The 13966-nt window shown below is 73.0% G+C and carries 11 protein-coding genes; 5 read left to right on the forward strand and 6 right to left on the reverse strand.

Annotation, left to right across the window (positions count from 1 at the left end):
- Positions 1-88 precede the first annotated feature (88 nt).
- The 3 genes from ACH9D2_RS05640 (at position 89) to ACH9D2_RS05650 (ending at position 3068) form a co-directional block, all read left to right on the forward strand.
- Positions 89-742 (forward strand): NUDIX domain-containing protein, encoded by a 654-nt coding sequence (locus ACH9D2_RS05640; protein ID WP_396361791.1) that lies wholly within the window; start codon positions 89-91, stop codon positions 740-742.
- A complete protein-coding gene (locus ACH9D2_RS05645; protein ID WP_396361793.1) occupies positions 739-1758 on the forward strand; it encodes a tyrosine recombinase in 1020 nt (339 codons plus the stop codon). The genes ACH9D2_RS05640 and ACH9D2_RS05645 overlap by 4 nt, the downstream gene beginning before the upstream one ends.
- A 191-nt stretch (positions 1759-1949) precedes the next feature.
- Positions 1950-3068 (forward strand): D-alanyl-D-alanine carboxypeptidase family protein, encoded by a 1119-nt coding sequence (locus ACH9D2_RS05650; protein WP_396361795.1) that lies wholly within the window; start codon positions 1950-1952, stop codon positions 3066-3068.
- A 97-nt stretch (positions 3069-3165) separates the two neighbouring features.
- Here ACH9D2_RS05650 and ACH9D2_RS05655 read toward each other — a convergent pair whose 3' ends face one another.
- The 4 genes from ACH9D2_RS05655 to ACH9D2_RS05670 are packed head-to-tail and all read right to left on the reverse strand — an operon-like array spanning position 3166 to position 7513.
- Entirely contained in the window at positions 3166-4308 is a 1143-nt protein-coding gene (locus ACH9D2_RS05655; RefSeq protein ID WP_396361797.1) for a bifunctional 2-methylcitrate synthase/citrate synthase, read from the reverse strand.
- Positions 4309-4345: 37 nt separating this feature from the next.
- Positions 4346-5254 (reverse strand): methylisocitrate lyase, encoded by a 909-nt coding sequence (prpB, locus tag ACH9D2_RS05660; RefSeq protein WP_396361798.1) that lies wholly within the window; start codon positions 5252-5254, stop codon positions 4346-4348.
- 2 nt (positions 5255-5256) lie between these two features.
- Positions 5257-6777, reverse strand: coding sequence for an MmgE/PrpD family protein (locus ACH9D2_RS05665; RefSeq protein ID WP_396361800.1), 1521 nt, complete (start codon positions 6775-6777; stop codon positions 5257-5259).
- A 58-nt stretch (positions 6778-6835) separates the two neighbouring features.
- On the reverse strand, positions 6836-7513 hold the full coding sequence (locus tag ACH9D2_RS05670; RefSeq protein WP_396361801.1) for an FCD domain-containing protein: 678 nt from the start codon (positions 7511-7513) through the stop codon (positions 6836-6838).
- Positions 7514-7732: 219 nt separating this feature from the next.
- Here ACH9D2_RS05670 and ACH9D2_RS05675 point away from each other — a divergent pair, with 219 nt between their 5' ends.
- The gene (locus ACH9D2_RS05675; protein WP_396361802.1) at positions 7733-9688 is read left to right on the forward strand and encodes a propionyl-CoA synthetase; all 1956 of its coding nucleotides are present in this window, start codon (positions 7733-7735) and stop codon (positions 9686-9688) included.
- A gap of 221 nt (positions 9689-9909) precedes the next feature.
- Here the strand turns inward: ACH9D2_RS05675 and ACH9D2_RS05680 are convergent, their stop codons facing one another.
- Together ACH9D2_RS05680 and ACH9D2_RS05685 are read right to left on the reverse strand one after the other, a co-directional pair.
- A complete protein-coding gene (locus ACH9D2_RS05680; protein WP_396361803.1) occupies positions 9910-10623 on the reverse strand; it encodes a response regulator in 714 nt (237 codons plus the stop codon).
- The gene (locus ACH9D2_RS05685) at positions 10620-12245 is read right to left on the reverse strand and encodes a sensor histidine kinase (protein ID WP_396361804.1); all 1626 of its coding nucleotides are present in this window, start codon (positions 12243-12245) and stop codon (positions 10620-10622) included. The genes ACH9D2_RS05680 and ACH9D2_RS05685 overlap by 4 nt, the downstream gene beginning before the upstream one ends.
- Positions 12246-12415: 170 nt before the next feature.
- Here ACH9D2_RS05685 and ACH9D2_RS05690 point away from each other — a divergent pair, with 170 nt between their 5' ends.
- Positions 12416-13849, forward strand: coding sequence for a cation:dicarboxylate symporter family transporter (locus ACH9D2_RS05690; RefSeq protein WP_396361806.1), 1434 nt, complete (start codon positions 12416-12418; stop codon positions 13847-13849).
- Positions 13850-13966 lie beyond the last annotated feature (117 nt).

Here is a 13966-nt window from a genome sequence, read left to right on the forward strand (position 1 = left end):
CCCCCCCTCCGCACCCGCCCTTCTGCTCCGCACCTCGCCCGGCGCCCCCGCCGCTGCGCGACGGGCGGCCGATCCGGAAAGGACTCCCATGGACATCCGCCACCTCTCAGCCGAGGAGCTCTCCGACCAGTTCAGCGACCGCCGCACCGTGACCTCCGAGACGGTCTACGAGGGCTTCATCTGGGACGTCCGGCGCGACGAGTTCGAGCTCGCCCGGGGCGAGGACCCTCTCCGGCGCGACTACATCACCCACCCCGGTGCCGTGTCCGTGCTCGTGCTCAACGACCACGACGAGGTGTTCCTGATCAACCAGTACCGGCGGCCGGTCGGGATGACCATGTGGGAGATCCCCGCGGGCCTGCTGGACGTCGAGGGCGAGGACCCCGCCACGGCGGCGCAGCGGGAGCTCGCGGAGGAGGCCGACCTGCGCGCCGAGCGCTGGGACGTCCTCGTGGACTTCCACAACAGCCCCGGCTCCTCCTCCGAGGCCAACCGGGTCTTCCTGGCGCGGGAACTGAGCGACGTCCCGGACCACGAGCTCCACGAGCGCGACGGCGAGGAGGCGGAGATCCACGGGGCGTGGGTCCCGCTCGACGGCGCGGTGCGGGCCGTGCTGGAAGGCCGCCTGAACTCGCCAGCCGCGGTGATCGGGATCCTCGCCGCCCACGCCGCCCGGTCGGAGGGCTACCGGTCCCTGCGCCCGGCCGACGCCCCGTGGCCCGGCCACCCCGACCTCCGGTGACCGGCACCCCCGCCGGCGGGACCGCGGAGGCCTCGTCCGGGGGCGTGCCCGGGGACGCGCTCGACCGGGCCCTGGAGCGCTATCTGCAGCACCTGGCCGTCGAGCGGGGCCTGGCCACCAACACACTGGCCGCGTACCGGCGGGACCTGCACCGCTACGCGGAGCACCTGCGGGAGCGCACGGACCCGCCGGTGACCACTCTGGAGGGCATCACCACGGGACACGTGCGCGACTTCCTCCGGGACCTGTCCGCCGGGTCCGGGGAGATGGCGCCCCTGAGCACCCGCAGCGCCGCGCGCTGCGTCGTCGCCGTCCGGGGCGCCCACCGCTTCTGGGCCCTCGAGGGCCTCACGCGCACGGATCCCGCCGCCCCCGTCCAGCCGCCCACGCCCGGGATGCGCCTGCCCAAGGCCATCCCGGTCGAGCAGGTGACCGCGCTGCTCGAGTCGACCGGCACGGAGACCCCCCAGCAGCTGCGCGACCGGGCGCTGCTCGAGCTCCTCTACTCGACCGGCGCCCGCATCTCGGAGGCCACCGGCCTCGACGTCGACGACCTCTCCCGGGCCGTGCGGCGCAGCGGGGAACCGGAGGCGGACAGCGCCGGCATGCCCTTCGTGCGGCTGTTCGGCAAGGGCGGCAAGGAGCGGATGGTCCCGCTCGGCTCCTGGGCCGTGCGCGCCGTGGACGACTGGCTCGTGCGCGGCCGGCCCGCGCTCGCCGCCAAGGGGCGGGGCAACCCCGCGCTGTTCCTCAACGCGCGGGGCGGGAGGATCAGCCGCCAGACGGCGTGGACCACGGTGAAGAGCGCGGCGGAGCGGGTGGGCCTGGGCGACCGGATCACCCCGCACACGCTGCGCCACTCCTTCGCGACCCACCTCCTGGAGGGCGGTGCCGATCTGCGCGTCGTCCAGGAGCTGCTCGGCCACGCGTCGGTCAGCACCACGCAGGTCTACACCCTGGTGACCGTCGACTCCCTGCGCGAGGTCTACGCCGCGGCCCACCCCCGCGCCCGGTAGCCGGGGCCCGCTCCCCGGCGGCGCGTCCCGAACGGGTCACACACCGGTCGGTGCTGTCGCAAAGGTTGTCGGCGGCCTAGCCTGGACGCACGCCCGAGCGCTCCGCTCGGCAGACGGACGGGGACGTCATGCGGGAGAACACGCGGCAGAGGACGCGGCAGAACACACGGAGTGCCGGACGGACGGGCCGGATGCTGCTCGTCCTGCTCTTCGCCCTGGGCCTGGTGCTCCCGGGCCTCGGCACCCCGGCGTTCGGGGCCACGGCGATCCAGGCCGAGCACCAGCGGCTCGGGGGAGCGGACGGCCGGCTCGGCGAGGCCCTGGGCCCCGAGCGCTGCGGGCTCGTCCGCAACGGCTGCTACCAGAAGTTCGAGCGCGGGACCATCCACTGGTCCCCGCGGACCGGGGCGCGTCCCACGTGGGGCGCGATCCGTGCCGCGTGGGCCGCGCAGGACTACGAACGGGGCCGGCTGGGCTACCCGGTGGGCCGCGAGGTCTGCGGACTGCGCGACGCCGGCTGCTACCAGGCCTTTGAGGGCGGGGTCATGCTGTGGTCGCGGCCGAGCGGGGCCCATCCCACCATCGGCGGCATCCGGGCGGCCTGGCTGCGCCACGGCGCGGAGCACGGTGCCCTGGGGTACCCCGTCACGGCGGAGTCCTGTGCGGGGAGCGGCTGCCGGCAGTCCTTCCAGCGCGGGTCCATCACGTGGGCACGCGGCGCCGGGACCCGGGTGTCCCGGGAGATCGACCGCGCCGGGTCGGTGTACGTCGTCGTCAACAAGCGCCGCCCCCTCGACCCCGCCGACCACGTGCCGCGCCCCCTCGAGTCCGTGGGCGGGCACCTCCTGCGAGCCGACGCCGCCGCAGCGTTCCGGCGGATGCAGCGGGCCGCCGCGGCGGACGGCGCACCCATGACGGCGGTCAGCGGCTACCGCTCCTACGCCACGCAGGCCAGCCTCTACCGCCACTACGTGGCGCTCTACGGGCAGGCCCAGGCGGACCTCATCTCCGCCCGCCCCGGGCACAGCGAGCACCAGACCGGCCTGGTCATGGACATCGGCGACCCGAGCGGGGAGTGCGGTCTGCAGAGCTGCTTCGAGGGGACGCCCGCCGGGGCGTGGGCGCGCGAGCACGCCCACGAGCACGGCTTCATCGTGCGCTACCCCCGCGGGTGGACGTCGACCACCGGCTACGCCTACGAGCCGTGGCACCTGCGCTATGTCGGGGTGCACGTGGCCACCGGCATGGTGGACCAGGACATCCCCACGCTCGAGCACTACATGGGGCTGCCCGCGGCGCCCGCCTACTGAGAGGGACCGGTCCCGGGCCGCTGCGCACCGTGGCGGGACGGACAGAGGCGGGACCGCGGACCGGTCGCTCGATCCGCGGCCCCGCCCCGGCGACGCGCTACACGTGCCGCTCGTCCGGGCCGTTGTACTCGGAGAGCGGGCGGATCAGGGAGTTGGAGGCGACCTGCTCCATGATGTGGGCGGTCCAGCCCGTGATCCGGGCGGCCACGAACAGCGGGGTGAACGTGGGGATGTCGAAGCCCATCAGCCAGTACGTCGGACCGGCCGGGTAGTCGAGGTTGGGCTTGATGGACTTGGCCTGGTCCATGGACTTCTCGAGCCCGTTGTACAGGCCCAGCAGCTCATGGCGGCCGTAGTGGTCGACCATCGTGTCCAGGGCCGCCTTCATGGTCGGCACCCGCGAGTCCCCGTGCTTGTACACGCGGTGGCCGAAGCCCATGACCTTCTTCTTCGCCGCGAGTGCCTCGTCCATCCAGGCCTTGGCGCGGGCCTCGGCCTCAGCCGCCGGTTCGTCCGCGCGGATGCCCAGCTCCACGAAGGTCTCCATGACGGCCTCGTTGGCCCCGCCGTGCAGCGGGCCCTTGAGCGCGCCGATGGCGGCGGTGACCGCCGAGTGCAGGTCCGAGAGCGTGGAGGTCACCACCCGGGCGGTGAACGTGGAGGCGTTGAAGGAGTGCTCGGCGTAGAGGATCATCGACACGTTGAACGCCTCGACGACCTTGGGGTCGGCCTCCTCGCCGAAGGCCATCCACAGGAAGTTCGCGGAGTAGTCCAGGTCCGCCCGGGGTTCCACCAGGTCCTCGCCGCGGCGGCGGCGCTGGTCGTAGCACACCACGGCGGGCATGGCCGCGAACAGCTTCTGGGCCTTGGCCAGGTTCGCCTCCGGGGAGGAGTCCTCCGCCTGCGGGTCCTGCGCGCCCAGGACGGAGGCCGCGGTCCGGCACACGTCCATCGGGTGGCAGGTGGTGGGCAGGGCGTCGATGATCGCCTTCAGCTCGGGCGTCAGCGCACGGTGCTCCCGCTCCCGGGCGGTGAACTCCGCCAGCTCGTCCTCGGTGGGCAGCTCGCCGTTCCACAGCAGCAGGGCGACCTGCTCGAAGGAGCAGGACGCGGCCAGTTCCTGCACGGGATAACCGCGGTAGAGCAGGGAGTTGCTGTCCGGGTTGACCTTGGAGATGGCCGTGTAGTCGGCGACGACGCCGGCCAGCCCCTTGTGGACCTCGCTCTGGGTCTCGGTCATGGTGGTCTCCTTCACGTGGTCGGTGCGTTGGGTGCGGTCAGTGGTGCAGTCCGGGGACCTCGAAGTCGAACACCCCGGAGTCGAACTGGTTGTACCCGTTGTAGTCCACCAGGTCGTAGAGCCGGGCGCGAGTGAGCATGTCCGGTACGGCCGCCTCCTGCGTGCCGTCGGCGGCGATCGTCTCCAGCACCCGCTCCATGGCGCCCAGGGCGGCGCGCATCAGGGTCACGGGGTAGATGATCATGTTCACGCCGGCCTCCTGGAGCTGGTCGGCGGTGAACAGCTGGGACTTCCCGAACTCGGTCATGTTCGCCAGGATCGGCACGTCCACCGCCTTGCGCATCGCCTCGAACTCCGAGAGGTCGGCCATCGCCTCGGGGAAGACGGCGTCCGCGCCGGCGTCCACCAGGGCCCTGGCCCGGTCGGTGGCCGCGCCCAGGCCCTCGACGCCGCGGATGTCGGTGCGCGCCATGATCAGGAAGTTCGGGTCCCGGCGGGCCTCGGTGGCGGCCCGGATCCTCTTGACGGCCGTGGGCAGGTCCACGACGTTCTTGCCGTCGAGGTGGCCGCAGCGCTTGGGGTTGAACTGGTCCTCGATGTGGCAGCCGGCGAGGCCGGCGTTCTCGAGCTCCTGGACGGTGCGGGCCACGTTCATGGGCTCCCCGAAGCCGGTGTCGGCGTCCACGAGACAGGGCAGGTCCGTGATCCGGGCGATCTGCCCTGCCCGGGCGGCGACCTCGGGCAGGGTAGAAAGCCCGATGTCGGGGAAGCCGAGCTCGTTGGCGAGCACGGCCCCGGAGATGTAGACGCCGTCGAAGCCCTGCTCCTGGATCAGTTTCGTGGACAGCGGGGTGTAGGCGCCGGGGAAGCGGACGGTGCGGGGACCGGCCAGCATCTCGCGCAGGGCGATCCGCTTGGCCTCGGGGGTGGTGGTGGAGAACAGCATGCTCAGAAGATTCCCTTCGTGCCGGTGCGCAGTTCCACGGACGCCGTGACGTTGAGGGCGTCGAGCTCGCCGGCGCCCAGGTCAGCCAGGTTCTCGGCCGCACCGATGAAGCGCTCGAGCTCGTCGTCGGCGACGACGCCGGCGGCGAGGGTGCGCAGCTTGGTGACGTACTGCTCGCGGGCGAACGGGCGGGCCCCGAGCGGATGGGCGTCGGCCACCGCGATCTCCTCGACCACGGTGGACCCGTCGGTGAGGGTGATCTCCGCCCGGCCCCCGAAGGCCTTCTCGGCCGGGTCCAGGGAGTGGTAGCGGCGGGTCCACTCCGCGTCCTCGGCCGTGGTGACCTTGTTCCACAGGGCCACGGTGTCGGGCCGGCCGGCGCGCTCGGGGGCGTAGGAGCCCACGTGGTCCCAGTGTCCGTCCTGCAGGGCGACGGTGAAGATGTAGGGGATCGAATGGTCGAGGGTCTCCCGGGTGGCGGTCGGGTCGTACTTCTGCGGGTCGTTGGCCCCGGAGCCGATCACGTAGTGGGTGTGGTGGGAGGTGTGCAGTACGATCGACTCGATCCGCCCCGGGTCGGCCAGCTCGGGCCGCTCGCGGTGCAGCTTGCGGGCCAGGTCGATCCAGGCCTGCGCCTGGTACTCGGCCGAGTGCTCCTTGGTGTAGGTGTCCAGGATCGCGGCCTTGGCCTCCCCGGGGGCGGGCAGCGGCACCTCGTAGGCGGCGCCGGGGCCGTCCAGCAGCCAGGCGATGACCCCGTCCTCGCCCTCGTATATCGGGGTGGGGGAGGTCTGTCCGCGCATCGCGCGGTCCACGGCCTCCACAGCCATCTTCCCGGCGAAGGCCGGGGCGTGGGCCTTCCAGGTGGAGATCTCGCCCTTGCGGGACTGGCGGGTGGCGGTGGTGGTGTGCAGGCCCTGGCCGATCGCGTGGAAGATGGTCTGTACGTCCAGGCCCAGCAGGGTGCCGATCCCGGCGGCCGCGGACGGGCCGAGATGGGCGACGTGGTCGATCTTGTGGGCGTGCAGGCAGATCGCCTTCACGAGGTCCACCTGCAGCTCGTAGCCGGTGGCGATGCCGCGCACCAGGTCGTGCCCGGTGGAGCCCACGTGCTGGGCCACGGCCAGGATGGGCGGGATGTTGTCGCCGGGGTGGGAGTACTCCGCGGCCAGGAACGTGTCGTGGTAGTCGAGCTCGCGCACGGCCACGCCGTTGGCCCAGGCCGCCCACTCCGGGGAGACCTTGTGCCGGTCCGCGGGAACACCGTAGAGGGCGGACCCGGACCCGTGCGGGCCCGGCGCGTGGGCCAGCGCCTGGTCCCGGGCGGAGACGATCGGGGCCCGGTTCAGCGAGGCGATCGCCACGGAGGCGTTGTCCAGGATGCGGTTGATCACCATCTCGGTCACCTCGGGCGTGACCTCGACCGGATCCGCGGCGACCTCGGCCATCTTCCAGGCCAGCTGCTCCTCGCGGGGCAGGTTGTCCTTGGACGGGTGGACGCGCACGGGGTGCAGAACGGTCATGGGATTTCCTCTCGTGGGGACGGACGACCGCTGACGGCGGCCGATGGGATGCCCGCGCTCAGCCGGCGGCCTCGAGCGGGGGAGCGGGCTGGACCCACTCGCGGACAGGGGTGGTCAGGACGGCCTGCAGGGAGTTGGCCAGGTGCACGCGCGTGGCCGCCTCGGCGAGCTCCTCGGCGCCCTCCGCGATGGCGCGGGCGATCTGGGCGTGCTCGGCGGCGGCGCGGGCGAGGCGGTCGGGATTGGTGCGCGAGAGCCGGCGCACCCGGGCCAGGTGCAGGCGCAGGGAGCGCTGGGCGGCGGTGAGGTACGGATTAGCCGTGGCCTCGTCGATGGCCCCGTCCATGCGCTCCACGAGGTTGTAGTACCCGGACCGGTCCGTGCCCGGTCCGTGCAGCTGGGCCACGACCTCCTCGAGCTCTGCGGCCAGTCCCTGGAACGCGACGGGGTCCCCGCGCCGGGCGGCGAGCCGGGCCGCCCGGCAGTCCAGGGCCTCCCGCAGCTCGAACAGGGCGCGGACGTCCTCGAGGGAGACCTGGGAGACCACCACGCCGCGGCCCCGGTGCGCCTCCGCGAGACCGTCGGCGGTGAGCCGGCTCAGCGCCTCGCGGATGGGCGTGCGGGAGATGCCGAAGCGCTCCGACTGCTCGACCTCGCCGAGGACCTGGCCCGGGAGCAGCCGCCACTCGACGATGTCCTCCCGCAGAGCCTCGTAGGCGCGGTCGCTGGCTCGCACGGCCCCCTCCTCGCTCTCGCCGGCCGCGCCGGGGAGAGCGGCGCGGAGCCTGGGTGACAGGCATCACAATGCACCGACATTGTATACACAATTCCGGGCGGATGCGGAAGTAATCCAATCGCTTCGAGGAGATCTCACAACTGTGTATACAGAGGCCTTGTCGCGTGTGACGTGCACCACTAGGGTGTCCGGCAGGACCGCAACCCCCGGGAGGCACCCATGACCACCGACCACCGCACACCGCCGCAGGCCGAGGACTACGCGGAGGTCTACCACCGCAGCGTGCAGGATCCCGAGGGATTCTGGCTCGACGCCGCCCGTGCCGTGGACTGGGTGCGCGAGCCCACCACGGCCCTCGACGACGCCTCCGCCCCGCTCTACCGGTGGTTCCCGGACGGCGAGCTCAACACCTGCTACAACGCGCTCGACCGGCACGTGGAGGCCGGTCACGGCGAGCGCACCGCGCTGGTGTACGACTCCGCGGTGCTCGGGGTCCAGGAGAGCTTCAGCTACGCGCTCCTGCGGGACGAGGTCGCGCTCTTCGCCGGGGCGCTCGCGGCCCGGGGGGTGGGCAAGGGCGACCGGGTGCTCGTCTACCTCCCGATGATCCCGCAGGCCGTCGTGGCGATGCTCGCCTGTGCCCGGCTGGGCGCCGTGCACTCCGTGGTCTTCGGCGGGTTCGCCCCCAAGGAGCTCGCCTCCCGCATCGACGACTCCCGGCCGCTGGTGGTGGTGACCACGACGGGCGGGGTGGAGCCGAAGCGGCGGATCGAGTACATCCCGGCGATCGAGGAGGCGCTGCGGATGGCCGAGCACGCCCCCGGGACGGTGCTGGTGCACGAGCGCCCGGGGTTCGAGACCACGGTCGAGGACGCCCGGAGCCGGAGCGGGGTCGACGGCCGGCCCGCCGTCGAGTGGCTCGACTGGGCGGCCGCCGTCGAGGGCGCCGAGCCCGCGGCGCCCGTCCCGGTCGCGGCCACCGATCCGCTCTACGTCCTGTACACGTCCGGGACCACCGGCACCCCCAAGGGCGTGGTCCGCGACAACGGCGGGCACGCCGTGGCGCTCACCTGGTCCATGCGCAACATCTACGACGTCGGCCCCGGCGAGGTGATGTGGACCGCGTCCGACGTCGGCTGGGTCGTGGGCCACTCCTACATCGTCTACGGACCCCTCCTCGCCGGGGCCACCACCGTGCTCTACGAGGGCAAGCCCGTGGGCACCCCCGACGCCGGCGCGTTCTGGCAGCGCGTCGAGGACCACGGCGTCAAGGTGCTGTTCACCGCGCCCACGGCCCTGCGCGCCATCCGCCGGGCGGATCCCGAGGGCGAGCTGGTGCGCCGGCACGACATCGGCGCCCTGCAGACCCTGTTCGTGGCGGGGGAGCGGCTCGACCCCGAGACGTACCACTGGGCCTCCCGGGTGCTGAGCGTCCCGGTGGTCGACCACTGGTGGCAGACGGAGACGGGGTGGGCCATCTGCGCCAACCCCTTCGGGATCGAGCGGCTGCCCCTCAAGGCCGGCTCGCCGTCCGTGCCGGTGCCGGGCTACCGGGTGGAGATCCTGGACCCCCTGGGCCGGCCGGTCGAGACCGGCGAGGAGGGCAACATCGTCCTGCGCCTTCCGCTGCCGCCGGGCACGCTGACCACGCTGTGGGGCGATGACCAGCGGTTCGTGGACTCCTACCTCAGCGCGTTCCCCGGCTACTACGCCACGGGCGACTCCGGGCACGTGGACGAGGACGGCTACGTCTACGTCATGGGGCGCACCGACGACGTCATCAACGTCTCCGGGCACCGTCTGTCCACCGGGGCGATGGAGCAGGTCCTCGCCTCCCACCCGGCGGTCGCCGAGTGCGCCGTGATCGGGGTGGGGGATCCGCTGAAGGGGCAGCGGCCGTCGGGGTACGTGGTGCTCAAGGCCGGCGCCGACGTGCCGCTGGACCGGCTCCGGGAGGAGCTCGTGGCGCTGGTGCGCCGGCAGATCGGGGCGGTGGCCGACTTCAAGGACGTGGCCGTGGTGGAGGGTCTGCCCAAGACCCGCTCGGGGAAGATCCTGCGCAAGACCATGCGGCAGATGGCCGACGGCGAGGACTACGCCGTGCCCTCCACGATCGAGGACCCCGCCGTGCTGGAGGCCCTCGAGGGGGTGCTGCGCCCGTCGCGGGGACGGTGACGCTCCGAGGCACGGCATCGAACTCGTGAGGTCCTGCCGGGGCGGACGCCGCCGCCCCGCACCCCGGCCCCGTCAGGAGCAGCGTGGGAGGGCCCTGCGCGCTCGTCCTGGGCTCGGCCGCCCACGCCGCGGTCATCGCGACCGCGGAGCACGGCGGCTGTCCCCTGCAGGACCACGTGCGCAGGATCCTGGAGGGCGGGCCGGTCGTCCGGAACCCGTGGTCAGCGGCCGGGCGAGACGTCCTGACCGGCCCACCCGTACTCGAGCTCGGGCCGTCCGGGCGTGCCGTAGCGCGGGCGGCGCTGCACGAGACCGCGGGCGGCCAGGTGCTCGAGGTAGCGCCGTGCGGTGACCCGGGACAGCGTGCTGCGCTCGGCGACCTCTCCCGCGGAGAGCCATCCCCCGCCCCGCACCAGCGCGGTGACCGACTCCAGGGTCTGGGGGGACAGGCCCTTGGGGGCGTCCGGACGGGCGGACGCGCCGAGTACCGCGAACGCACGGTCCACCTCCGCCTGGCCCATGGTCCCCGCCGCACCCAGGGCGGAGCGGTAGCGCCGGTAGGCGGCGAGCTTCTCCTCGAACACGGCGTAGGTGAAGGGCTTGATGAGGTAGCCGACGACGCCGAGCGTGCCCGCCGCCCGGACGGTCGCCACGTCCCGGTGCGCCGTGATGACCAGCAGGTCCACGGACTCGCCGCGGGCGCGCAGGGTGCGGGCCACGTCGAGACCGGACATGTCCGGGAGGTTCACGTCCAGGAGCACCAGGTCCACGGGCCGTCCCGCCCGCCGGGCGGCCTGCACGGCCTGCACGGCCGTACGCCCGGACACGGCGGTGGCGACCGGCTCGAAGCCCGGCGAGCGCCCGACGTACTGGGCGTGCGCTGCGGCGGTGAGCGGCTCGTCGTCGACGACGAGCACGCGGACCGGCCCGCTCACGGGACCCGCCCCGTCACGGTGTCGTGGGGGACCGGGAGGGTCACGGTGAACACGGCCCCGCCGTCGTTGACGTGCTCGATCCGCGCGCCCCACCGGTCCACGACCTCCCGCACCAGGTGCAGGCCCACGCCGCGTCCCGACGGGCCGGCCGGCTTCGTGCTGACGCCGAGCTCGAAGACCTCGTCGGCGAGCTCGGCGGGGATCCCCATCCCGGTGTCGGCGACGGTGATCACGACCGTGTCCCGGGCCGGGGCGTCGTCGGGCGCGCGCGTGATCTCGACCTCGACGACGGGACGCACCCGGGCGGCGTTGGCCGCGGCCGCCTCGACGGCGTTGTCGACGAGGTTGCCGACGAGGGTCACGAGGTCGGCGGGGGAGACGGGGACGCGGGGCACGTCCGGGTCCACGACGACCTCCAGCTCCACGCCGCGCTCGTGGGCCGCGGCGGTCTTGCCGACCAGGAGGGCCGCGAGGAACGGGTCTTCGAGGTGGGCGAGGAGGTCCTCGGACAGGATCCGGGTGCGCGCCATGTCGGCCGAGGCGAAGCCGAGGGCCTCCTCGTCGCGGCCGAGCTCCAGCAGGGAGACGACCGTGTGCATCCGGTTGGCGTGCTCGTGGGTCTGGGCCCGCAGCGCCCCGGCCAGCGTGGCGGTCGCGCGCAGCTGTCCCGAGAGCCGGGAGATCTCCGTGTGGTCCCGCAGGATGACGATCGTGCCGCGTCCGGCGAGGGCCCCGCGGGCGGGGAGGGCCGAGACGATGAGGGTGCGCGCGTCGACCACGAACCACTGCTCCTGCACGGACGCGCCCGAGAGCAGGACGGCCTCCAGGGCCGTGGGCAGCCCCAGGTCCGCGACCGGGAGGGGCCGGCGCCGTGCGGGTCCCGGCGCCGGCGCCCGGATCCCCAGCAGCTCCCGGGCCCGGGCGTTGAGCACGGGCACGGCGCCGGCCGTGTCCACGAGCAGGAGACCCTCGGTGGCCTCGTTGAGCACGGCGTCGTGCAGCGAGTGGACCTGGGCGAGCTCCTCCGGACCCCATCCGTGGGTCACCCGACCCAGGTAGCGGGCCCCGAGCGCTGCGACCGTCGTCGACGCGGCCAGCAGCAGCAGCCCGACGAGGAGCACCGCCGGCAGCTGGGCTAGCGCCTGCTGAGAGACGGCCTCGAGCAGCACCCCGGTGGCCACGAGCGCCACGACCGTGCCGTCCTCGTCCCGGACCGGGGCGATCGTGCGCACGGAGGGGCCGAGGTTGCCGCGCTCCGTGCTGGTCCAGGTCTCGCCGGCGAGCGCGTGGGAACGGTCGCCGCGGTAGGCCTCGCCGACGGAGGAGGGCCAGGGATGCGTCCAGCGCGTCCCGTCCGGGGCCATGATCGTCACGAAGTCGAGCTCCGTGTCCGCGAGCAGCCGGTCGGTGAGCGGCTGCAGGGCGGAGTGCGGGTCAGGCTCCCCCGCGGCCTCGAGCACGTAGGGGTCGTCCGCGAGCGCCGTGGCGAGAACCCGGGTCACGGCCTCGGCGCGCTCGACGACCGCCCCGCGCTCGTGGGCGAAGAGGACCAGGGAGACGGCGAGGGTCAGGAGCGCGACGACGACCAGCTGCAGCAGGAGGAAGCGCCTGGCCAGGGACATGTCCGTTCCTCACGCTGCTGGTCGTCCCTCCCGCGGTTGTGGTGGGCGTCACGACCATTATGACCACAACACGACAGGGCGGCGGCCCCCGGTGAGACTCGTCACATCGGCCCGATCCCGGGCCCCGCGCACCGTCCATCCGCGCCGCCCATCCGAACCGGAGGAGAAGCATGGCCACCGTCGCCACGGACCCCGTCGACCCGCAACCGCCCGTCCAGAAGCCGAAGAAGGACAAGACGCACTACCTGTACGTCTTCGTGATCGTCGCCGTCGTAGCCGGAGCCGTCCTGGGCCTCGCGGCCCCCGAGTTCGCCCAGACGCTCAAGCCCATCGGCACCGCGTTCATCGCCCTCATCAAGATGATGATCGCCCCCATCATCTTCTGCACGATCGTGCTGGGCGTCGGCTCCATCGCCAAGGCGGCGACCGTCGGCAAGGTCGGCGGCCTGGCCCTGGCCTACTTCATGACGATGTCCACCATGGCGCTGGCCATCGGCCTGCTGGTCGGCAACGTCATCCACCCCGGCGAGGGCCTCAACATCCAGGGCTCGGAGTACGAGATCACGGACACCGGCCACGGTGACGGCGAGGGCGGGACCATCGGCTTCCTGCTCGGCATCATCCCCACCACGCTGCTGTCCTCCCTGACCGAGGGCAACATCCTGCAGACCCTGTTCGTGGCCCTCGTCGTGGGCTTCGCCCTGCAGCAGATGGGCCCGGCCGGCAAGCCCGTGCTCAAGGCCGTGGGCTACGTCCAGGCGCTGGTCTTCCGGATCCTGATCATGGTCATGTGGGTCGCCCCGATCGGCGCGTTCGGCGCGATCGCCGGCGTGGTCGGCGAGACCGGCGTGCAGGCCATCGTCTCGATGGCCACCCTGATGATCGCCTTCTACCTGACCTGCGTCCTGTTCATCGTGGTGATCCTGGGCGGTCTGCTGAAGGCGGTCACGGGGATCAACATCTTCCGGCTCATGAAGTACCTGGGCCGCGAGTACCTGCTGATCTTCTCGACCTCCTCCTCCGAGGCGGCCCTGCCCCGGCTCATCGCCAAGATGGAGCACGTGGGCGTGTCCAAGCCGGTGGTCGGCGTCACGGTCCCGACCGGCTACTCCTTCAACCTGGACGGCACGGCCATCTACCTGACCATGGCCGCCCTGTTCGTGGCCTCCGCCATGGGCAACCCCCTGGGCCTGGGCGAGCAGATCTCCCTGCTGGTGTTCATGATCATCGCGTCCAAGGGCGCCGCCGGCGTGACCGGCGCCGGACTCGCCACTCTCGCTGGCGGGCTGCAGTCCCACCGGCCCGACCTGGTCGACGGCGTGGGCATCATCGTGGGCATCGACCGCTTCATGTCCGAGGCCCGCGCCCTGACGAACTTCACCGGCAACGCGGTCGCCACCCTGCTGATCGGCAAGTGGACCCGGGAGATCGACCTCGTGCAGGTCGAGCGGGTGCTCTCCGGCCAGGACGCGTTCGACGAGTCCACCATGGCCGCCCACTCGCACGGCACCGCCGAGGAGCGGCCCGACGACGAGCCCGGCACCGGCGCCCGCGTGCAGGAGTCCGTCGCCGAGAAGGTCGAGGTCGGCGCCGGCGTGCGCTGACCCGCCCGCCGCGCCCGCCGCGCCCGCCCGGGCGCCGGCGGGCGCAGGCCGTTCCCGTCCTCCGGCTCTCCCGGTCCCGGGGAATTCGGGGCCGCACGGCGGCGGCGGTACCCTGGA

Source organism: Kocuria rhizosphaericola (assembly GCF_044462205.1).
In the GTDB taxonomy this organism is placed as follows: Bacteria; Actinomycetota; Actinomycetes; order Actinomycetales; family Micrococcaceae; genus Kocuria; species Kocuria rhizosphaericola.